The following is a 20,725-nucleotide window of genomic DNA, read 5'->3' as shown; positions in this document are numbered from 1 at the left end:
TGCGTCAATGCGTTCCAAACCAGATTCTGCGCCCTTTCCATGTTTGGCGTAAGGACAAAATTCAGGGTTAAAAGCTGACGACTTGGACAGGATTTTAGAGGGGTCGAAGGTACTTGTAACTAGGTGTGTGTAAACAAGCGGCCCGGACGACGAACGGTCAGTGGCACGACAGCCGGTAAGTACCAGCCTTTGCGCCTGTCATCGAGCAGAAATGTTTCAACCCATCGAGTGCAAGTCGGCCATCGACCGGCCAATGCCGGTCCATTGTGCAAACAAGCGTAGACCCGAATGGCAGGAGGGGAAAGTCAGCGATCGGAAGGGTGCGACAATGGGTCGCAAAAAAGCCGCACCTGAATCAGGCGCGGCTTTTGGGTAGTGCGCGGTTACTTGGGTTGGCTGTCAGGCGTTGCGCCATCGGCGTTGTGGGACAGGCTGTAAACGTAGGCGGCCAGCAGGTGCACCTTGTCATTGCCCTGCAGCACTTCCTGCGCCGGCATCTGGCCCTGGCGACCATGGCGGATGGTCTGCTGCAACTGCGCCAGGCTGGTGCCGTAGATGAAGCCGCCTGGCTGCGTCAGGTTCGGCGCGCCCATGGCTTCCATACCGTGGCCTTCAGGGCCGTGGCAGGCAACGCAGGTGGTATTGAACGCCGCCTGGCCGGCGGCCACATCGGCCGTGCTGTCAGCCGGCAATGGCAGTTTTGCCAGGTCATGGCGCACATAGGCAGCGACGTTCTTCACACCGTCTTCACCGAGTATTTCACCCCAGGCCGGCATCGCGGCATGACGGCCATTCATGATGGTCATCTTGATGGCATCGGCCGAACCGCCCCAGCGCCAGATGTTGTCCGCCAGGTTCGGGAAGCCGTAGGCGCCCTTGGCGTCCGAGCCGTGGCACACCGCGCAGTTGGAGGCAAACAGGCGACCGCCCATTTTCAGCGCTTGCGGGTCCTTGGCCACTTCTTCCACGGGCATGGCCGAGAATTTGGCGAAGATCGGTCCGAACCTGGTGTCGGCCTTGGCCATTTCCTTGTCCCACTCCTTGGCCGAGGTCCAGCCGTCTTCATAGCCCGGCAGTACGCCTTTCCAGTTGCCCAGGCCCGGGTAGAGGATCAGGTAGCCGACGGCAAACACCAGGGTGCCGGCGAACAGCATGAACCACCATTGCGGCAGCGGATTGTCGTATTCCTCGATCCCGTCGAAGGCGTGGCCCATGGTCTGGTCGACGCTGCCCTTGGTCTCGCCCTTGCGGGTGCCGATCAACAGCCAGGTCAGGCCGATCAGGCTGCCGAGGGTCAGTACGCAGATCCATGTACTCCAGAAGGTAGTCATGGCCGGTTGCTCCTTGTTGCAGGCTCTTCTTGAGCGTCGGGGGTTGGCGGTTGGGGTTCATCGGCAAACGGCAGCAGGCAGGCTTCTGCGAACTCCGCGTTGCGCCGGGAGTTGAACACCCACAGCGACAGGCCGATGAAGGCGATGGCCACGACCAGCGTGCCGAGGCCGCGGATGGTTCCCGCATCGAATTCAAATCCCATGGCTCACCTCTTGCTCTTGATGGCAGTGCCGAGCACTTGCAGGTAGGAAACCAGCGCGTCCATCTCGGTCTTGCCCTTGAGGCTGGCCACGGCGCCGGCGATGTCCTCGTCGGTATACGGCACGCCGAGGGTGCGCATCACTTTGAGCTTGGTCTCGGTATGGCTGCTGTCGACCGCGGCGGTGACCAGCCACGGGTACGCCGGCATCTTCGATTCCGGCACCACGTTGCGCGGGTTGTACAAGTGCGCGCGGTGCCAGTCGTCCGAGTAGCGTGCGCCGACGCGGGCCAGGTCCGGCCCGGTGCGCTTGGAGCCCCACAGGAACGGGTGATCCCACACGCTTTCACCGGCCACCGAGTAGTGGCCATAACGCTCGGTCTCGGCGCGGAACGGACGGATCATCTGCGAGTGGCACTGTACGCAGCCTTCGCGGATATAGATGTCGCGGCCTTCCAGTTGCAGCGCGGTGTAGGGCTTCATGCCTTCCACCGGCTTGTTGGTCACGTCCTGGAAGAACAGCGGCACGATCTGGGTCAGGCCGCCGATACTCACGGCGAGCACCATCAGCAGCATCAGCAGGCCGACGTTCTTTTCAATGGTTTCGTGTTTCATCATCGACTCCTCAGGCCATCTGCGCGGCGGCGGGGTGTTCGGCGGCTTGGAGGGATGGCGCCGAACGCACGGTGCGCCAAGTGTTGTAAGCCATCAGCAACATGCCGCTGAGGAAGATCGCCCCGCCCACCAGCCGCACGATGAAGCCTGGGTGGCTGGCCACCAGGGTTTCGACGAAGGAGTAGGTCAAGGTCCCGTCTTCGTTGACTGCACGCCACATCAGGCCCTGGGCGATGCCGTTGACCCACATCGACGCGATGTAGAGCACGGTGCCGATGGTGGCCAGCCAGAAGTGCGCGTTGATCAGGCCGAGGCTGTACATCTGCTCGCGACCGAAGACTTTCGGGATCATGTGGTACAGCGCGCCGATGGAGATCATCGCTACCCAACCGAGGGCGCCGGCGTGTACGTGGCCGATGGTCCAGTCGGTGTAGTGGGAGAGGGCGTTGACCGTCTTGATGGCCATCATCGGCCCTTCAAACGTCGACATGCCGTAGAACGCGAGGGACACCACCAGGAAGCGCAGGATCGGATCGCTGCGCAACTTATGCCAGGCGCCCGAGAGCGTCATCATCCCGTTTATCATCCCGCCCCAGCTTGGCGCCAGCAGCACCAGCGACATCACCATGCCCAATGACTGTGCCCAGTCCGGCAGCGCGGTGTAGTGCAAGTGGTGAGGGCCGGCCCAGATGTACAGGGTGATCAGTGCCCAGAAGTGCACGATGGACAGGCGATAGGAGTACACCGGGCGCTCGGCCTGTTTCGGCACGAAGTAGTACATCATCCCGAGGAAGCCGGCGGTGAGGAAAAAGCCTACCGCGTTATGCCCGTACCACCACTGCACCATGGCGTCTGTCGCACCGCCATACAGCGAGTAGGACTTGGTCAGGCTGACCGGGATTTCCAGGTTGTTGACGATATGCAGGATGGCCACGGTGATGATGAACGCACCGAAGAACCAGTTACCGACGTAGATGTGCTTGGTGTTGCGCTTCATCACTGTGCCGAAGAACACGATGGCGTAGGCCACCCAGACGATGGTGATCAGGATATCGATCGGCCATTCCAGCTCGGCATATTCCTTGGAGCTGGTGTAGCCCAGCGGCAAGGTGATCGCGGCCAGCACAATGACCAACTGCCAGCCCCAGAAGCAGAACTGGGCGATCTTTGGCGCGAACAGTTGTGTCTGGCAGGTGCGTTGCACCGAGTAGAAGGAACTGGCAAACAGCGCGCAACCGCCAAAGGCGAAGATCACCGCATTGGTGTGCAGTGGGCGCAAGCGGCCGAAACTGGTCCAGGGCAAATTGAAGTTGAGTTCGGGCCATACCAACTGGGCGGCGAGAAAAACCCCGAGCCCCATGCCGACGATGCCCCACACCACCGTCATAATGGCGAATTGGCGGACCACCTTGTAGTTATAGGCGGTACTTAAAGTAGTGTTCATGGTTCCCCATCCACGGTTCAACCCAAGCAAATGCGGCACTTGGGCTGGAGTTATAGGCAGACTAAAAAGCGAGGCAAGCATGGGCAAAGAGCACAAGGCCAGTATTGACGGGGATCAATGGGCGCAGTGTGTGCGGGAACGCGGCTGGTTGTGGGATGTCGCGACAGGGTCTATCGCGCGTACGCCGGTGACGCTGATCCTGGCCCACGGTGCGGGTGCGCCGATGGACTCGGGCTTTATGAATGACATGGCTGCACGCCTTGCCGGGCATGGCGTGAACGTGTTGCGTTTCGAGTTTCCGTACATGGCCCAGCGTCGGGTGGACGGGGGGAAACGCCCGCCTAATCCTGCCCCGAAATTGCTGGAATGCTGGCGTGAGGTGTACGCCGAGGTGCGACGTCATGTCGCTGGGAAACTGGCGGTTGGCGGCAAATCGATGGGCGGGCGAATGGCCAGTTTGCTGGCGGATGAATTGGGTGCAGACGGGTTGGTGTGCCTGGGTTATCCGTTCTATGCGGTGGGCAAGCCGGAGAAGCCGCGGACCGAGCATCTGGCCGGGTTGAAGACGCCGACGTTGATTGTGCAGGGCGAGCGGGATGCACTGGGTAATCGGGCGGCGGTGGAAGGGTATGTGTTGTCGCCGTGCATCGAGGTGATGTGGCTGGTGGCGGGGGATCATGACTTGAAGCCGTTGAAGGCTTCAGGGTTTAGTCATGAGCAGCATCTGGAGGCTGCGGCGGTGAAGGTTTCAAGCTTTCTTGCTGATCTTTAGGGCCTCATCGCAGGCAAGCCAGCTCCCACATTTTGATTTGCGAATACATTCAAATGTGGGAGCTGGCTTGCCTGCGATAGCTGTCTACCGGTTGAAGCGCTCCACCAGCGAATACTGGGTATTCGCCGTATGCGTCAGCTCTTCACTCAACTGCGCCGAATTCAACGCCTGTTCCGACGTCTGGTCCGCCAACAGCGCAATGGTGCTGATATTGCGGCTGATCTCTTCAGCCACCGAACTCTGCTCCTCGGTCGCCGCGGCAATCTGCGCCGTCATGTCGGTGATGTGCGCCACTGCCTCACTGATCCCGATCAGCGCCTGATCCGCTTCCATCACCCGCGCCACACCTTCCTCGGCCTGGCGATGCCCGGCGTCCATGGTCTGTACGGCGGCATTGGCGGTCTGCTGCAGCTTGGCGATCAGCGCATGAATCTGCCCGGTGGACTCGCTGGTGCGCTGCGCCAGTTGCCGAACCTCGTCCGCCACCACCGCAAAACCCCGGCCCATCTCACCGGCACGGGCCGCTTCGATGGCCGCGTTCAGGGCCAGCAGGTTGGTCTGGTCGGCGATGCCTTTGATCACGTCCACCACGCCGCCGATCTCGTCGCTGTCCTTGGCCAGTTGGGTCACGGTCACGCCGGTTTCGCCCACGGCCACCGACAGGCGTTGAATCGCCTCGCGGGTTTCACCGGCGATATCCCGGCCACGCCCGGTCAGGCGATTGGCTTCCTGGGTGGCGTCGGCCGTGCGTTGTACATGGCTGGCGACCTCCTGGGTCGTCGCGGCCATCTGGTTGACGGCCGTGGCCACCTGCTCGGTTTCCACGCGCTGGCGCTCAAGACCGCTGGAGCTGTTATGCGCCAGGGTATTGGACTGTGCGGCCTGGTCGTTGAGGTGTTCGGCAGTGTCCTGCAAGCGCGTCAGACACGTCTTCAGGCGCGCCTCCTGGCTGAGGATCGACATCTCCAGGCGGGCCTGGGCGCCGCGGCTGTCGGTGTACATCTGCGCGATCAACGGGTCGGACGTGGTCTGCTCGGCCAGGCGCAGCAAACGCTTGAGTCCGCGCTGTTGCCAGCTCAGGCCCAGCAGGCCCAGCGGCACCGACAGCGCGGCGGCCAGGGCAAAGCCCCAGTGGGAATTGAGCCAAACGCCAATCAGAAAACTCAACTGGCTGACCAGGATAAACGGCAGCCAGTCCTGCAGCACCGGCAGCCACTTGTCGCGGCGCGGAATGGCTGGCTTGCCCTGGTTGATGCGCTGGTAAAGCGCTTCGGCACGGCGGATCTGCTCGGCGGTGGGCTTGACCCTTACCGACTCGTAGCCAATCACCTGATTGCCGTCGAAGACCGGCGTCACATAGGCGTTGACCCAATAGTGATCACCGCTTTTGCAGCGGTTCTTGACGATGCCCATCCATGGCAAGCCTTGTTTGAGCGTGGACCACATGTGTGCAAACACTGCCGCCGGAACATCCGGGTGACGAACCAGGTTGTGCGGGGCACGCAGCAGTTCGTCACGGGAAAACCCACTGATCTCGACGAAGGCGTCGTTACAGTAGGTGATCACGCCTTTGGCATCCGTGGTGGAGATCAACCGTTGCTGAGCGGGGAAGGTACGTTCGCGCTGGGTAACGGGTTGGTTATTACGCATGAGTTTTCAATCCGCAAGGCTTTGACAGGTTGTCGACCGTTGCGGGGTTTTATTTAACTTATTTTTTGCAACAATCGGCTCCGCCTCAGCCCGCCAGCATCGGATACGTAAATAACCCGAAATGCAGCAAATTCAGCCCGAAATGCGTAACGATCGCCGCGCCCAACCCGCCAAAACGATACGCCAGCCCGTAACCGACGCCAGCAATAGTCGCCAACAGCGTCCACTGCCAACCTGCGCCCAGGTGCACCACTCCGAACAATAGCGCTGCCAGCAGCAGTGCCAGGTTTTCACCATAGGGCAACTGCCTGAAACGCCGGCTCAACCCGCCCTGGATATAGCCCCGAAACAACGCTTCTTCCACCAGGGTCACCAGCAACAAGTTGTTCAACACCCACAACCACGCCTGCTCAGGCCATTTCGGCGCCCAGCTGATGACGCCCAACAACGCAGCGCCGCCCAGTGCGGCAATCGCCGTCAGAGTCAATGCCATGGCCGTCGCATAGATCGACAGCCGCAATGACCTGCGAGCCACAATCCACGGGCACGCCAGCAACAACCAAAAGCCGATCAGCGGCTTATCCTGATTCAAATACATCGAGAACGGCACGGCATCGTCAGTAAAGCGCTGCGGGGCGATGCCCCGACCGTTGTAGAAACCCGGCAGCCAATGCATCGCCAACCCCAGCGCCAGCACGATAAACAGCCCATGGCCCAGATAACGCACCCAAGGGTTGCGCTGCTGGCGCACGGCAAACCCGGCCAACAGCAGCATGGCGACGGACAACCCCGCCAGCAACCCCAATTGCCCGTAGCTCAAGGCGAGTACATAGCCGATGGAAAGAAGCGCCAGGTACAGCCATGGCATCGCGAGCATGGGAAATCCTTGTGACTATCAAAATCTGAGGCCGGCAGTATAACGACCGTCTCCCGCGGCAAAAATGAAAACACCGCCTTCGAAGGCGGTGTTTTGTGTAGCGCGTGTTAGTTACGAGGCAATCAACTGCCGCAACACGTAGTGCAGGATCCCGCCCGCCTTGAAGTACTCGACCTCATTCAGGGTGTCGATGCGGCACAGCACTTCAACCTTCTCGCTGCTGCCATCTTCCCGGGTGATCACCAGTGTCAGGTTCATGCGCGGCTCGATCTCGGCATCAGTCAGCCCGAGGATGTCGATCTTCTCTTTGCCGGTCAGCTTCAACGCCTTGCGGTTCTGGTCCAGCTTGAACTGCAGTGGCAGCACGCCCATGCCCACCAGGTTGGAGCGGTGAATCCGCTCGAAGCTCTCGGCGATCACCGCCTTGACGCCCAGCAGGTTGGTGCCCTTGGCCGCCCAGTCGCGGCTTGAGCCGGTGCCGTATTCCTGGCCGGCGATCACCACCAGCGGGGTGCCGGACGCCTGGTATTTCATGGCTGCGTCGTAGATCGGCATTTTCTCGCCGGTGGGGATGTAGATCGTGTTGCCGCCTTCCTCACCGCCCAGCATTTCGTTGCGGATACGGATGTTGGCGAAGGTGCCGCGCATCATCACTTCGTGGTTGCCGCGACGCGAACCGTAGGAGTTGAAGTCTCGCGGCTCCACGCCTTGCTCGCGCAGGTATTTGCCCGCCGGGCTGTCGGTCTTGATGTTGCCGGCGGGGGAGATGTGGTCGGTGGTCACCGAGTCCCCCAGCAACGCCAGCACGTTCGCACTTTTCACGTCCTCGATCACCGGCAGCGGGCCGCCGATGTCGTCGAAGAACGGTGGATGCTGGATGTAGGTCGAATCCTTCTGCCACACGTAGGTCGCGGCCTGTGGCACTTCAATGGCTTGCCACTGTTCATCGCCGGCAAACACTTCGGCGTATTCCTTGTGGAACATCTGGGTGCTGACTTGCGCGACGGCGTCGGCGATTTCCTTGCTGCTGGGCCAGATGTCCCGCAGGTACACCGGTTTTCCATCGGAGCCGGTTCCCAGGGGTTCGCTGCTGATGTCCATGCGCACGGTGCCGGCCAGTGCATAGGCCACGACCAAGGGCGGGGAGGCCAGCCAGTTGGTTTTCACCAGTGGGTGCACCCGGCCTTCAAAGTTACGGTTGCCCGAGAGCACCGAGGCGACGGCCAGGTCGGCTTTCTGGATGGCTTTTTCGATCGGCTCGGGCAGCGGCCCGGAGTTGCCGATGCAGGTGGTGCAGCCATAACCCACCAGGTCGAAGCCCAGCTTGTCGAGGTACTGGGTCAAGCCCGCCGCTTTATAGTAATCGGTGACCACTTTCGAGCCGGGCGCGAGTGAGGTTTTCACCCACGGCTTGCTCTTCAGGCCTTTTTCCACCGCCTTTTTCGCCACCAGGCCGGCGGCCATCATCACGCTCGGGTTGGAGGTGTTGGTGCAGGAGGTGATCGCCGCGATCACCACCGCGCCGTTTTTCAGGCGATAGGTCTGGCCTTCGAAGTCGTAATCGGCTTCACCGATCAGGTCGGCGTTGCCGACGGCAACCCCGCCGCCGCCTTCGCTTTCCAGGCGGCCTTCTTCCTTGTTGGTGGGTTTGAATTGCAGGTCGAGGAAGTCGCTGAAAGCCTGGCCAACGTCAGGCAGCGAGACGCGGTCTTGCGGGCGTTTCGGCCCGGCGAGGCTGGCTTCGACGCTGCCCATGTCCAGGGCCAGGCTGTCGGTGAAGATCGGTTCCTGGCCAGCGTTGCGCCACAGGCCCTGGGCCTTGGTGTACGCCTCTACCAACTTGACGGTTTCTGCAGGCCGGCCCGACAGACGCAGGTAGTCCAGTGTCACTTCATCCACCGGGAAGAAGCCGCAGGTAGCGCCGTATTCCGGAGCCATGTTGGCGATGGTGGCACGGTCGGCCAGCGGCAGGTCAGCCAGGCCGTCACCATAGAATTCGACAAATTTACCGACCACGCCTTTTTTACGCAGCATCTGGGTGACGGTCAGCACCAGGTCGGTGGCGGTGATGCCTTCTTTCAGCTTGCCGGTGAGCTTGAAGCCGATCACTTCGGGGATCAGCATCGAAACGGGCTGCCCGAGCATCGCTGCTTCTGCTTCAATCCCGCCCACGCCCCAGCCCAGTACGCCGAGGCCGTTGATCATGGTGGTGTGGGAATCAGTGCCCACCAGGGTGTCGGGGAAGGCGTAGGTGCGGCCGTCTTCATCCTTGGTCCACACGGTGCGGCCGAGGTATTCCAGGTTGACCTGGTGGCAGATACCGGTGCCCGGCGGTACCACGCTGAAGTTGTCGAAGGCGCTCTGGCCCCAGCGCAGGAAGGCGTAGCGTTCGCCGTTGCGCTGCATTTCGATGTCGACGTTTTCCTGGAAGGCGCCGGTGGTGGCGAATTTGTCGACCATTACCGAGTGGTCGATCACCAGGTCCACCGGTGACAGCGGGTTGATACGCTGCGGGTCACCGCCGGCCTTGGCCACGGCGGCGCGCATGGCGGCCAGGTCGACCACGGCGGGGACGCCGGTGAAGTCTTGCATCAGTACCCGGGCGGGGCGGTATTGGATCTCGCGGTCGGAGCGGCGCTCTTTGAGCCAGGCGGCAATGGCCTTGAGGTCGGCGCCGGTGACGGTCTTTTCGTCTTCCCAGCGCAGCAGGTTTTCCAGCAGCACCTTGAGGGACATCGGCAGCTTGTCCAGATCACCCAGGCTCTTGGCGGCTTCGGGCAGGCTGAAGTAGTGATAGGTCTTGTCGTCGATCTGTAAGGTTTTAAGCGTTCTCAGACTATTAAGGGATGACATTACATGACTCCTTATGGTCCGCACGGCTACGGACCTGACGGGACGAACAGAGCTTATAAATTAGCCCTGTTTTAGGTAGCTGGCTAATTACTGGACTCTATGGATAAGTCCAAGGTTCCGAACTCGGCTATCATGCGCGCGTTTTCATGACAGGCATTGCGCTATCGCAAGCCCGTGATCCAGGAGAGTTGATGAACACCCTTTTTATGCACTGCCGCCCGGGTTTTGAGGGCGAAGTCTGTTCCGAGATCGCGGAACACGCCGCGCGCCTGAATGTTTCGGGCTACGCCAAGGCCAAGACCGGCAGCGCCTGCGCCGAATTCGTGTGCACCGAAGAAGACGGCGCCCAGCGCCTGATGCGCGGCCAACGCTTTGCCGAGCTGATCTTCCCAAGGCAATGGGCGCGTGGGGTGTTCATCGATTTGCCGGAAACCGACCGTATCAGCGTGATCCTGGCGCACCTGCGGGATTTCCCGGTGTGCGGCAGCCTGTGGCTGGAGATGGTCGACACCAACGACGGCAAGGAACTGTCGAACTTCTGCAAGAAATTCGAAGGGCACCTGCGCAAGGCGCTGATGGCCGCCGGCAAACTGGTGGAAGACGCCAGCAAGCCGCGCCTGTTGCTGACCTTCAAAAGCGGCCGTGAAGTGTTCATGGGCCTGGCCGAGTCGAACAACTCGGCGATGTGGCCGATGGGCATTCCCCGCCTGAAATTCCCCCGGGACGCGCCAAGCCGCTCGACCTTGAAGCTGGAAGAAGCCTGGCACCACTTTATCCCTCGGGATCAGTGGGACGAGCGCCTGCACAGCGACATGACCGGCGTCGACCTCGGCGCAGCGCCTGGCGGCTGGACCTGGCAGCTGGTCAATCGCGGCATGCTGGTGACCGCCATCGACAACGGCCCGATGGCCGAAAGCCTGATGGACACCGGCCTGGTGCAGCACTTGATGGCCGACGGCTTCATCTATACGCCCAAGCAGCCGGTGGACTGGATGGTCTGCGACATCGTCGAGAAACCGGCGCGCAACGCGGCCCTGCTGGAAACCTGGATTGGCGAGGGACATTGCCGCGAAGCGGTGGTCAACCTGAAGTTGCCGATGAAGCAGCGTTATGCCGAAGTACGGCGCTTGCTCGACCGCATTGCCGACGGCTTCAAGGAACGGGGCATTCGGGTGGAAATCGGCTGCAAGCAGCTGTACCACGACCGTGAAGAAGTGACCTGCCATTTGCGTCGGCTGGATGTGAAGAAGCCAAAGGCCCGGTAACCCGCCCCTGTAGGAGCTCGCTCGCGAAAACCTTGAGGGCGCCGCTGACTACCTGGCGCCCCGCATTACCGCTAAAATGCCGGCCTGTTTAGGAGTAAACCATGAGCCTGACCCCTGATTTACCCGTCGACGCCGTTCTCGACGCCACCGGCCTCAACTGCCCGGAACCGGTGATGATGCTGCACCAGCACATCCGCGACCTGGCGCCCGGAGGCTTGCTCAAGGTGATCGCGACCGATCCGTCGACCCGTCGCGACATCCCCAAGTTCTGCGTGTTTCTCGACCATGAACTGGTGGACCAGCAGGAACAGGCCGGTACTTACCTGTACTGGATCCGCAAGAAGTCCGCTTAAACCCGGCGAATCCGCTTGCGTGCACTGCGCACCAGGCGGATCACCAGCATTGCGGCCGCACAGCTCAGGCCAACGATCAGCCCCTGCCACAAGCCGCTCGGGCCGCGTGCCTGGCCGAGCCAGTCGGTCAGCCCCAGCGCATAGCCCACCGGCAACCCTACGCCCCAATACGCAAACAGCGTCAGCACCATGGTCACCCGTGTGTCCTGGTAACCGCGCAATGCGCCGGCGGCCGTGACCTGGATCGCGTCCGAGAACTGAAACAACGCCGCAAACACAATCAGCATCGCCGCGACCTGGATCACCCTCGGGTCGGAGGTGTAGATAGTGGAAATCTGTTCGCGAAACAGCAGCATCAGGCTGCAGGACAGGCAGGCGTAAACCAGCGCCGTGCCCATCCCCACACCGGCGGCGAAACGCGCCTCGCGGGGTTCGCCACGGCCCAGGGCCTGGCCCACGCGCACGGTGACCGCCATGCTCAGGGAGTAGGGAATCATGAACACCAGCGAGCTGAAGTTCAGGGCGATCTGGTGCCCGGCCACCACCGTGGCACCAAGGCTGCCGATCAGCAGTGCGATCACCGCGAAAATGCTCGACTCGGCAAACACCGCAATCCCGATGGGCAAGCCAATGCTCAACACACGCTTGATCACCGACCACTGCGGCCAGTCAAAGCGCTTGAACAGCTCGCTGCTCTGATAGACCGGCGCCCAGCGGGTCCAGGCGGCCAGGCCGAGCATCATCACCCACATCACGATCGCCGTGGCCCAGCCACAACCGATGCCGCCCATGGCCGGCACGCCGAAGTGGCCGTAGATGAACACATAGTTCAGCGGAATATTCAGCGCCAGCCCGCACAGGCCCATAACCATGCTCGGCCGCGTGCGGCCCAGGCCGTCGCTGAAGCAGCGCAGCACGTAATACAGCGCAATCGCCGGCATGCCCGAGGCGATGCCGTGCAGGTAGCCCATGCACGGTTTGATCAGCTCGGGGTCGACGTTCATCAGGTGCAGGATCGGTTCGGCGCTGATCAGCAACAGCAGAGCGGTAATCCCCACCACCAGCGCCAGCCACATTGACTGGCGCACCAGCGGGCCGATCTCGCCGTGGGTACCGGCGCCAAAGCGCTGGGCGACCTTTGGCGTGGTGGCCAGCAGCGTGCCGGTCATCAACAGGTACACCGGGATCCAGATGGAGTTGCCCAGGGCGACCGCCGCCAGGTCCCGGGAGCTGACACGCCCGGCCATCACCGCATCGACAAAGCCCATGGCCGTGGTCGCCAGTTGCCCGATCATGATCGGCAGGGCCAGCGCCAGCAGGTTGCGCACCTCAAGGCTGACGCGGGCGGGGCGAGAGAGGGCGGGGGTAGTTGCGGCAGTGTTCACGTACGGATGTCCAGAGAGGCGGAGCGCAGGACGGCGCATTCTACGCCCTGACGTGTTGGTCAGGAAAAAACCTGTGTTGTGGATTTGTAAGCACTTGCGCGCGCAAAGATTGCTTTTTGTGGCGAGGGAGCTTGCTGTGGCGAGGGAGCTTGCTCCCGCTGGGCTGCGCAGCAGCCCCAGAACGGGCAACCGATGTGTACCTGAAAAAAAACGTTGCTTCATTTGGGAGCGCTCCGCACTCCAGCGGGAGCAAGCTCCCTCGCCACAAGGAAAACCGCTGTACACTGCTGATCCGCGAAAGGAGCCTGCCATGCTGATTGTTGCCGACGAAAATATCCCGCTGCTCGATGCATTCTTCGAAGGTTTTGGCGAGATTCGCCGGGTTCCGGGGCGGTCCATCGACCGTGCGACCCTTGAGCAGGCCGACGTGCTGCTGGTGCGTTCGGTGACCAACGTCAACCGCGCCTTGCTCGAAGGCACACCGGTGCGGTTTGTCGGCACCTGCACCATCGGCACCGACCACCTCGACCTCGATTACTTCCAGCGCGCCGGTATCCAGTGGTCCAGCGCCCCCGGCTGCAACGCCCGTGGCGTGGTCGACTATGTGCTGGGCAGCCTGCTGACCCTGGCCGAAATCGAAGGCGCTGACCTGGCCCAGCGTACCTACGGCGTGGTGGGCGCCGGTGAGGTCGGCGGGCGCCTGGTCAAGGTGCTCAAGGCGTTGGGCTGGAACGTGCTGGTGTGCGACCCGCCCCGGCAGATCGCCGAGGACGGCGATTACGTCAGCCTGGAACAGATTATCGAGCAATGCGATGTGATCAGCCTGCACACGCCGCTGAACAAATCCGGCAACGGTTCGACCTGGCACCTGTTTGATCGCGAGCGCCTCAACCAACTGAAACCCGGCACCTGGTTGATCAACGCCAGCCGCGGCCCGGTGGTCGACAACGCCGCCCTCAAGGACGTGCTGCTGGACCGCGAAGACCTTCAAGCAGTGCTGGATGTATGGGAAGGCGAGCCCCAGGTGGACGTCGACCTGGCCGACCTGTGTGTGCTGGCCACCCCGCATATCGCCGGCTACAGCCTGGACGGCCGGCAGCGCGGCACCGCGCAGATCTACCAGGCGCTTTGCCAGTATCTGGGCCAGGAGCCAACCATTCAACTCAGCGACTTGCTACCAGAGCCCTGGCTGGCCGAGGTCAGCCTCAACGCCAATACCGACCCGGCCTGGGCGCTGGCGGCTATTTGCCGTGGCGTGTACGACCCGCGCCGTGATGACGCGGATTTCCGCCGCAGCCTTGTAGGCACAGTTGACGAGCAGCGCAAGGCATTTGACCAACTGCGCAAGCACTACCCGCCGCGGCGTGAGATTGATGGCTTGAAGGTGCGGATCAGCGGCGAGTCTGCCGCCTTGTCGAACATCGTCTCGGCGTTGGGTGCACAGGCAATCTGAACCCATAAAAAACCCGGCTAACAAGGCCGGGTTTAAAAGAGCTTGGGCGAATCAGCCTTGCTTGGCAGGCTTGACCAATTTCTGCTCCAGTTCGGCGCATGCGCTCTGGATCATCTCTTCGGTGATTTGCACTTCGCGGCCTTGAGCGTCGATGTACGAGCAAGGCAACTGCTGCGGTTGGCGGATCACTTCAATTTTGGCGTTGCTGCTGTTTTGCAAGGACATGGCCCGTCTCCTCATCAGGTTGTGTACCTACTCTAAATCCCCCGCGTGAACGCGTTATTACAACTCCATACACGTCCAGCGGATCGAATGCCCAGTCCAGCAGAAACCGATACAAATTTCCAGCCGAGCCTTAGACCGATAGCCTCTAGGGGCTAGGTTCGGTAAGCATAATTAACCTGACTCATTGTGATTCACTCAAGTTCCCCCCATGTAAAGGTGCAGGTTCCCGTCTCCAACCTTCAGGTGAAACCCTCCATGCTCTCAGCCCGTCAACGCCGCGCGATTCGCCTGGCCAGCCGCTTCGTCGCTCCCTACCGCTGGCAGGCCCTGGGGGCCTTGTTGGCGTTGATCGTCACCGCAGGCATCACCTTGTCCATGGGGCAGGGCATCCGCCTGCTGGTGGACCAGGGCTTCATGACCCAGTCACCGCACCTGCTCAACCAGTCCATCGGCCTGTTCATGATTTTGGTGATGGGCCTGGCGGTGGGCACGTTTGCGCGGTTTTACCTGGTGTCGTGGATCGGCGAGCGGGTGGTGGCGGACATCCGGCGGCAGGTGTTCAATCACTTGATCTACCTGCACCCGGGTTTCTATGAAAACAACCGCAGCTCGGAAATCCAGTCGCGGCTGACCACCGACACCACCTTGCTGCAATCGGTGATCGGCTCCTCGCTGTCGCTGTTCCTGCGCAACGCCTTGATGGTGATCGGCGGGATCGTGCTGTTGTTTGTCACCAACCCCAAGCTCACCAGCATCGTCGTGATCGCGCTGCCGCTGGTGCTGGCACCGATCTTGATCTTCGGCCGCCGGGTGCGCAGCCTGTCGCGGCTGAGCCAGGACCGTATCGCCGATGTGGGTAGCTACGTGTCCGAGACCCTCGGCCAGATCAAGACCGTGCAGGCCTACAACCACCAGGTGCAGGACGAACAACGCTTTGCCGTGACGGTGGAAGAGGCGTTCACCACCGCGCGCAAACGTATCCTGCAGCGTTCATGGCTGATTACCCTGGTGATCATGCTGGTGCTGGGCGCCGTGGGCGTGATGCTCTGGGTGGGCGGAATGGATGTGATCAGCGGGCGGATTTCCGGTGGTGAACTGGCGGCGTTCGTGTTCTACAGCCTGATCGTCGGCAGCGCCGTCGGTACGTTGAGTGAAGTGTTGGGTGAACTGCAGCGCGCAGCCGGTGCGGCAGAGCGGATTGGCGAGTTGCTGCAATCGAGCAATGAAATCAAGGCCCCCGAGGCCAATGTCATCAAGCTGCCAGAGCGGGTCAGCGGTCGGTTGGAGTTGCAGGACCTGCGCTTTTCCTACCCGTCGCGGCCAGACAGCTACGCCATTGATGGCCTGAGCCTGACGATCAATGCCGGCGAAACCCTGGCCTTGGTCGGCCCGTCCGGTGCGGGTAAATCAACCATTTTTGACCTGTTGCTGCGCTTCTACGATCCACAGCAAGGTCGCGTTCTCCTGGAAGGTCACCCGCTGACCGAACTCGACCCGCTGGACCTGCGCCGCTGTTTCGCCCTGGTATCCCAGAGCCCGGCGCTGTTTTTCGGAAGCGTTGAAGAAAACATTCGCTACGGCAATCCGTCGGCCACCTTCGCCCAGGTCGAAGAGGCAGCACGTATCGCCCACGCCCACGACTTCATCCTGCAAATGCCCGATGGCTACCAGACTCACCTGGGCGACGGCGGCATGGGCCTCTCCGGCGGCCAGCGCCAACGCCTGGCCATTGCCCGGGCGTTGCTGGTGGATGCACCGATCCTGCTGCTGGACGAAGCCACCAGCGCCCTGGATGCCCAGAGTGAACACCTGATTCAGCAAGCGTTGCCGCAGCTGATGGAAGGGCGCACCACCCTGGTGATTGCCCACCGCTTGGCCACCGTGAAGAACGCCGACCGGATTGCCGTGATGGACCAGGGCAAGCTGGTGGCGGTGGGGACGCATCAGCAGTTGATCGCGAGTAATCCGCTGTATGCGCGATTGGCGGCGTTGCAGTTCAGTGATGGTGATGAGCCGGTTAGGCACTGACCTGACGACCATACCGGATCGTTGTGGCGAGCGAGCTTGCTCGCGTTGGGCTGCGAAGCAGCCCTGAATCCTTACAACCCGATCTATCTGAATAACGCCGCGACATTACTTGGGGCTGCTGCGCAGCCCAACGCGAGCAAGCTCGCTCGCCACAGGTTATGTATCAGCCTCTGAAAGTCGTGTTACTGATCATCAAAATACCGCTCATGCCAATCCACCAACGGCTGTGGCGCATTGAGCTTCTGCCCGTAGATCACCGAATAAGACAGCACGTTCTGCACATACTGGCGGGTTTCGTCGAAAGGTATGCTTTCCACCCACACGTCGAAACTCAGGTGGTCGGCGCCACGCAGCCATTGGCGCACACGGCCGGGGCCGGCGTTGTAGGCGGCGGTGGCGAGTACGCGGTTGCCGTTGAACTGAGCGTGGACCTGGCTCAGGTACGCCGCGCCGAGCTGGATGTTCTTGTCCGGGTCGAGCACTTGCTGTTGCGAGGCCAGCGGGATGCTGAACTTGCGTGCGGTCTCTTTCGCGGTGCCGGGCATCAGTTGCATCAGCCCGGTGGCGCCGACGCCGGAGCGGGCGTCGTCCATAAAGGCGCTTTCCTGGCGGGTGATCGCAAACACCCAGCTTGAATGCACGCCGCGGACCTTGGCTTCACGCACCAGCGTGTCGCGGTGGGCCATCGGGAAGCGGATGTCCAGGTCGTCCCAGTACTGCGCCTGGCTGATGGTGCGGATCGCCGGGAAGTACCACTTCATGTCATAGGCCAGCTTCGCCTGGGCGACCATTTCGTCGCGGTTGAAGTGTCGGCTGACGTGGTACCACTCGCGACGGCCATCAACGACCTGGCCACGGGCGTAGAACTCCAGGGCACGGCGTACGCCGGGGGTGTTACGCACCTTGTTCATCAGCGCCTGGCTCATCATCAGCGGCTTGTTGTTCAGTTGGTACGGGGACTGGGAGCGATCTGCCGCGAGGAAACCGTAGAAGTCGCGCTCTTTGGCCAGGCCCTTGTACAGCACCAGGGCTTGCGGGTTCTTCGGCTCTGCCAGCTCCAGGCTGCGGGCCTGCCAGTAGCGCCAGCGGTTGGTGGTGGCCAAATCCTGCGGCAGCTTGCGGGTCAACTGATAAGCATCTTCCCAGCGCGCCAGGCGTAGCAGCAGGCGCAGGCGCCATTCGGAAACGGTGTTGTCCCGCAGTTCCGGATCGTATTTGGTCATCACGTCGAGGGCGCGCGGGTCGTAGCGGCGTGCCAGGGTCAGGCCGATTTCCCGGGCGATCGACACTTTTTCGTCACGAGAGAAGTGCATGCTGCTGGCATAACCGTCGAGCAGGGCCATGGCCTTGTCCGGGTCCTGGCGTGCCAGGCGGCGAAGCCCCAGGCCGACGGCGTCGGACATGGCCTCGTTGGCCGGCAGGAAGCGCGACGGGTCGCTGAGCATGTCGGGCTTCTGCGCCACGTCCACCATCAGGCGGCCTTGGGCGCCAAGGGTCGGCAAGGTTTTTACCAGGCTGTTGGCCAGCGGGTAATTGCGCGCTTCGGTGGCCAGCTTGGCGCGGTCCCAGATTTTCTGTTCGGTCAGTTGGCCGTCAGCGGCCCACTGGCCAAAGGTTGCATCACAGGCGGCAGGCTGGGATTTACCGGTCAGCCACAGCTTCTCGGTGGTTTTGTAGCCTTCGGCTTTTTGGTTGTGGGTCAGCTGGAATTGGCCATGGAGGCAGTCCAGTTCGACGAAATTGAGCTTTGGGTCGTAGTACTTTTCAAAGGTTTGCCAATCGCCACGGTCGGCCAGCCAGCGCAACCAGCGCAGTTTCATCCAGTTGGCCTGGGGCAGGTCGCCGTTCTTGGCGAGGAATTGTTCGATTTCCTCATTGCTGGCGGTTTTCAGGCGTGCGGTCAGTTCGTCGTAGGCCAGGTACGGCGTCAACGGGTAGTCGGCCAGGGCCTGGCTGTATTGGAAATACGGGCCGCTGTCGCCTTTGGCGAGGGCTCGTTTGGCTTCATCGTAATATTGACGTTGGGTGGTGAGGTCCACGGCCTGGGCGGATTGAACGGCGGTGGCAGAAAGAAGCAGACAAGATAAAAAGTTGAAAAGGCGACTGCGCATGAGACGTCCGTGCAGAGGAAACTGGACTAGTGCCGACGTCGCCGACACTGATTGCCCCTAGCTTAGCCTTTTGGCCGCAACCGGTGAAAGCTTTGCCGGTCGCTTCATTCAAGTTCATCTGAAATGTCCGACAGAACGTGTCAACGGCGAAAATGCCGGCCGCCTCGAGCCCTAAGTCAGGTAGAATGCGCGCCCAGTTTTTGGAGAAGCGTATGACCCTGCTCAAATTCAGCGATGTGTCCCTTGCTTTCGGCGCTATGCCGTTGTTGGACAAGGTGTCCTGGCAGATCGCCCGTGGTGAGCGGGTGTGCATCATCGGCCGCAACGGCACCGGCAAGTCCAGCATGATGAAGCTGGTTAAAGGCGACCAGAAGTCCGATGAAGGCTCTGTGTGGCGCGCCCCGGGCCTCAAGATCGGCGAATTGCCGCAAGAATTGCCGGTGGCCGACGGACGGACAGTGTTCGACGTGGTTGCCGAAGGCCTCGACGGCGTAGGCGCACTGCTTGCCGAATACCATCACCTGGCGCAGAACTGCGTCACCGAAGCCGACCTGGACAAGCTGATGCACGTCCAGCAAGACCTCGAAGCCCGTGACGGCTGGCGCTTGCAGCAACTGGTCGACAGCACCCTGAGCCGCCTGCAGTTGCCGGCCGACAAGACCCTCGCCGAATTGTCCGGCGGCTGGCGTCGCCGCGTCCTGCTGGCCCAGGCCCTGGTGTCCGAGCCGGACCTGCTGCTGCTCGACGAACCGACCAACCACCTGGACATCGGTGCAATCGCCTGGCTGGAAGAAGCCCTCAAGGATTTCCAGGGCGCCGTGCTGTTCATCACGCACGACCGTTCCTTCTTGCAGAACCTGGCAACCCGCATCCTCGAACTGGACCGCGGTGGCCTGATCGACTGGAACGGCGACTACGCGAGCTTCCTGGTGCACAAGGAAGCCGCGCTGTCCGCCGAGGAAACCGCCAACGCCCTGTTCGATAAAAAGCTGGCCCAGGAAGAAGTCTGGATCCGCCAGGGCATCAAGGCCCGCCGCACCCGTAACGAAGGCCGCGTACGCGCCCTGAAAGCCCTGCGCGTTGAGCGCGGCGAGCGTCGCGAACGCACCGGCAAGGCCAATATCCAGCTGGATACCGCCGACAAGTCGGGCAAGCAAGTGATGGTGCTGGAAAACGTCAGCTTCCATCACCCGGACGGCCCGTTCCTGATCAAGGACTTCTCCATGGTCCTGCAGCGCGGCGACCGTATCGGCCTGCTCGGTGCCAACGGTACCGGCAAGACCACCTTGCTCAAGCTGATGCTCAACGGCCTGCAACCCACCAGCGGTAAAGTGGAAGAGGGCACGCGCATCGACGTGGCCTACTTCGACCAGTTGCGCCACCAGTTGGACCTGGAAAAAACCGTGATCGACAACGTCGCCGAAGGTCGCGACTTTATCGACATCGACGGCCAGAGCCGCCACGTGCTGAGCTACCTGGGCGACTTCCTGTTCAGCCCGCAGCGTGCACGTACGCCGGTTAAAGCCTTGTCTGGTGGTGAGCGTGCGCGCCTGCTGCTGGCCAAGCTGTTCAGCAAACCGGCCAACCTGCTGGTGCTCGACGAACCGACCAACGACCTCGACGTTGAAACGCTGGAGCTGCTGGAAGAGGTCTTGCTGACCTTCAACGGCACTGTGCTGATGGTCAGCCACGACCGGGCATTCCTCGACAACGTGGTCACCAGCACCCTGGTCTTCGAAGGTGAAGGCAAGGTTCGCGAATACGTCGGTGGTTACCAGGACTGGCTGCGCCAGGGCGGCTCGCCGCGCCTGCTGGGCGTGACCGAGAGCAAATCCGGCAAGGCTGACCTGACCTCGGCCGTGGTTGCCCCGGTGGCTGCCGAGCCAGCTCCAGCCCAGGAAGCGCCTGTTGCGAAGAAGAAGCTCAGCTACAAGCTCCAGCGTGAGCTGGAAGCACTGCCGGGTGATATCGACGCCAAGGAACAGCAGATCGCTGCCGTGGAAGCTGAAATGGCTGACGCGGGTTTCTATCTGCGTCCTGCTGCAGAAACCGCCAAGGTGATTGCCTCCCTTGAACAGTTGAACAGCGAGCTGGAAGCACTGGTTGAACGTTGGGCCGAGCTGGATGCCTGAGTGATTCAAGCGCAATAAAAAACCGGCGCTC

At 61.7% G+C, this 20,725-nt stretch carries 16 protein-coding genes; 6 read left to right on the top strand and 10 right to left on the bottom strand.

The features are described from left to right. Positions 1-383 precede the first annotated feature (383 nt). The 4 genes from ccoP to ccoN are packed head-to-tail and all read right to left on the bottom strand — an operon-like array spanning position 384 to position 3,590. The gene (ccoP, locus tag V3W39_RS03930; RefSeq protein ID WP_177075732.1) at positions 384-1,331 is read right to left on the bottom strand and encodes a cytochrome-c oxidase, cbb3-type subunit III; all 948 of its coding nucleotides are present in this window, start codon (positions 1,329-1,331) and stop codon (positions 384-386) included. Next, a complete protein-coding gene (locus V3W39_RS03925; RefSeq protein ID WP_177045697.1) occupies positions 1,328-1,534 on the bottom strand; it encodes a cbb3-type cytochrome oxidase subunit 3 in 207 nt (68 codons plus the stop codon). Before V3W39_RS03925 ends, ccoP begins: the two co-directional genes overlap by 4 nt. Positions 1,535-1,537: 3 nt before the next feature. Then, positions 1,538-2,146 (bottom strand): cytochrome-c oxidase, cbb3-type subunit II, encoded by a 609-nt coding sequence (ccoO, locus tag V3W39_RS03920; RefSeq protein ID WP_177045695.1) that lies wholly within the window; start codon positions 2,144-2,146, stop codon positions 1,538-1,540. Between the two features lie 10 nt (positions 2,147-2,156). Next, positions 2,157-3,590: a cytochrome-c oxidase, cbb3-type subunit I gene (gene ccoN, locus V3W39_RS03915; protein WP_177120647.1), complete on the bottom strand. Its 1,434-nt coding sequence runs from the start codon at positions 3,588-3,590 to the stop codon at positions 2,157-2,159. 79 nt (positions 3,591-3,669) lie between these two features. On the opposite strand from ccoN, the gene V3W39_RS03910 reads away from it, so the two are divergent. After that, positions 3,670-4,362 carry an alpha/beta family hydrolase gene (locus V3W39_RS03910; protein WP_177045691.1) on the top strand — a complete coding sequence of 231 codons (693 nt, stop codon included), beginning with the start codon at positions 3,670-3,672 and terminating at the stop codon, positions 4,360-4,362. Between the two features lie 84 nt (positions 4,363-4,446). On the opposite strand, the gene V3W39_RS03905 is transcribed toward V3W39_RS03910, so the two are convergent. The 3 genes from V3W39_RS03905 to acnA form a co-directional block, all read right to left on the bottom strand. Next, positions 4,447-6,012 carry a methyl-accepting chemotaxis protein gene (locus V3W39_RS03905; RefSeq protein ID WP_177130714.1) on the bottom strand — a complete coding sequence of 522 codons (1,566 nt, stop codon included), beginning with the start codon at positions 6,010-6,012 and terminating at the stop codon, positions 4,447-4,449. 85 nt (positions 6,013-6,097) lie between these two features. Then, complete coding sequence (locus tag V3W39_RS03900) at positions 6,098-6,889, bottom strand: CPBP family intramembrane glutamic endopeptidase (protein WP_177045687.1); 792 nt, start codon at positions 6,887-6,889, stop codon at positions 6,098-6,100. 111 nt (positions 6,890-7,000) lie between these two features. Further along, positions 7,001-9,742 (bottom strand): aconitate hydratase AcnA, encoded by a 2,742-nt coding sequence (acnA, locus tag V3W39_RS03895; RefSeq protein ID WP_330212218.1) that lies wholly within the window; start codon positions 9,740-9,742, stop codon positions 7,001-7,003. A 191-nt stretch (positions 9,743-9,933) separates the two neighbouring features. Between acnA and rlmM the strand changes: the two genes are divergently transcribed. Together rlmM and tusA are read left to right on the top strand one after the other, a co-directional pair. Then, positions 9,934-11,007, top strand: a complete 1,074-nt coding sequence (gene rlmM / locus V3W39_RS03890) for a 23S rRNA (cytidine(2498)-2'-O)-methyltransferase RlmM (RefSeq protein WP_177045683.1) — start codon at positions 9,934-9,936, stop codon at positions 11,005-11,007. 101 nt (positions 11,008-11,108) lie between these two features. Then, positions 11,109-11,360, top strand: coding sequence for a sulfurtransferase TusA (tusA, locus tag V3W39_RS03885; RefSeq protein ID WP_003218998.1), 252 nt, complete (start codon positions 11,109-11,111; stop codon positions 11,358-11,360). Here the strand turns inward: tusA and V3W39_RS03880 are convergent. Continuing rightward, a complete protein-coding gene (locus tag V3W39_RS03880) occupies positions 11,357-12,745 on the bottom strand; it encodes an MATE family efflux transporter (RefSeq protein WP_330212217.1) in 1,389 nt (462 codons plus the stop codon). The two genes, tusA and V3W39_RS03880, sit on opposite strands and share 4 nt — an antisense overlap. Before the next feature lie 310 nt (positions 12,746-13,055). Here V3W39_RS03880 and pdxB point away from each other — a divergent pair, with 310 nt between their 5' ends. Beyond that, entirely contained in the window at positions 13,056-14,198 is a 1,143-nt protein-coding gene (pdxB, locus tag V3W39_RS03875; protein ID WP_177075725.1) for a 4-phosphoerythronate dehydrogenase PdxB, read from the top strand. Between the two features lie 51 nt (positions 14,199-14,249). Here the strand turns inward: pdxB and V3W39_RS03870 are convergent, their stop codons facing one another. Beyond that, positions 14,250-14,423 (bottom strand): PA1571 family protein, encoded by a 174-nt coding sequence (locus V3W39_RS03870; RefSeq protein WP_176438723.1) that lies wholly within the window; start codon positions 14,421-14,423, stop codon positions 14,250-14,252. 255 nt (positions 14,424-14,678) lie between these two features. Here V3W39_RS03870 and V3W39_RS03865 point away from each other — a divergent pair, with 255 nt between their 5' ends. Next, positions 14,679-16,451 carry an ABC transporter transmembrane domain-containing protein gene (locus V3W39_RS03865; protein WP_177045676.1) on the top strand — a complete coding sequence of 591 codons (1,773 nt, stop codon included), beginning with the start codon at positions 14,679-14,681 and terminating at the stop codon, positions 16,449-16,451. A 182-nt stretch (positions 16,452-16,633) separates the two neighbouring features. On the opposite strand, the gene V3W39_RS03860 is transcribed toward V3W39_RS03865, so the two are convergent. After that, entirely contained in the window at positions 16,634-18,562 is a 1,929-nt protein-coding gene (locus V3W39_RS03860; protein ID WP_177075723.1) for a transglycosylase SLT domain-containing protein, read from the bottom strand. A 212-nt stretch (positions 18,563-18,774) separates the two neighbouring features. Here V3W39_RS03860 and V3W39_RS03855 point away from each other — a divergent pair, with 212 nt between their 5' ends. Next, positions 18,775-20,694, top strand: a complete 1,920-nt coding sequence (locus tag V3W39_RS03855; RefSeq protein ID WP_330212216.1) for an ATP-binding cassette domain-containing protein — start codon at positions 18,775-18,777, stop codon at positions 20,692-20,694. Positions 20,695-20,725 lie beyond the last annotated feature (31 nt).

The organism is Pseudomonas sp. Z18(2022) (assembly GCF_036346535.1).
GTDB lineage: Bacteria > Pseudomonadota > Gammaproteobacteria > Pseudomonadales > Pseudomonadaceae > Aquipseudomonas > Aquipseudomonas yamanorum_A.
Note: the sequence above shows the minus strand (reverse complement) of the source record. Positions and strands in the feature narration are given on the sequence as shown.

Excerpts from the sequence above, each read along its gene's own strand:
- ccoN (WP_177120647.1), bottom strand. The coding sequence starts at position 3,590 with ATGAACACTACTTTAAGTACCGCCTATAACTACAAGGTGGTCCGCCAA.
- V3W39_RS03865 (WP_177045676.1), top strand. The coding sequence starts at position 14,679 with ATGCTCTCAGCCCGTCAACGCCGCGCGATTCGCCTGGCCAGCCGCTTC.
- acnA (WP_330212218.1), bottom strand. The coding sequence starts at position 9,742 with ATGTCATCCCTTAATAGTCTGAGAACGCTTAAAACCTTACAGATCGAC.
- V3W39_RS03870 (WP_176438723.1), bottom strand. The coding sequence starts at position 14,423 with ATGTCCTTGCAAAACAGCAGCAACGCCAAAATTGAAGTGATCCGCCAA.
- rlmM (WP_177045683.1), top strand. The coding sequence starts at position 9,934 with ATGAACACCCTTTTTATGCACTGCCGCCCGGGTTTTGAGGGCGAAGTC.
- V3W39_RS03860 (WP_177075723.1), bottom strand. The coding sequence starts at position 18,562 with ATGCGCAGTCGCCTTTTCAACTTTTTATCTTGTCTGCTTCTTTCTGCC.
- V3W39_RS03925 (WP_177045697.1), bottom strand. The coding sequence starts at position 1,534 with ATGGGATTTGAATTCGATGCGGGAACCATCCGCGGCCTCGGCACGCTG.
- V3W39_RS03905 (WP_177130714.1), bottom strand. The coding sequence starts at position 6,012 with ATGCGTAATAACCAACCCGTTACCCAGCGCGAACGTACCTTCCCCGCT.
- V3W39_RS03910 (WP_177045691.1), top strand. The coding sequence starts at position 3,670 with ATGGGCAAAGAGCACAAGGCCAGTATTGACGGGGATCAATGGGCGCAG.
- ccoP (WP_177075732.1), bottom strand. The coding sequence starts at position 1,331 with ATGACTACCTTCTGGAGTACATGGATCTGCGTACTGACCCTCGGCAGC.
- pdxB (WP_177075725.1), top strand. The coding sequence starts at position 13,056 with ATGCTGATTGTTGCCGACGAAAATATCCCGCTGCTCGATGCATTCTTC.
- tusA (WP_003218998.1), top strand. The coding sequence starts at position 11,109 with ATGAGCCTGACCCCTGATTTACCCGTCGACGCCGTTCTCGACGCCACC.
- V3W39_RS03855 (WP_330212216.1), top strand. The coding sequence starts at position 18,775 with ATGACCCTGCTCAAATTCAGCGATGTGTCCCTTGCTTTCGGCGCTATG.
- V3W39_RS03900 (WP_177045687.1), bottom strand. The coding sequence starts at position 6,889 with ATGCTCGCGATGCCATGGCTGTACCTGGCGCTTCTTTCCATCGGCTAT.
- ccoO (WP_177045695.1), bottom strand. The coding sequence starts at position 2,146 with ATGAAACACGAAACCATTGAAAAGAACGTCGGCCTGCTGATGCTGCTG.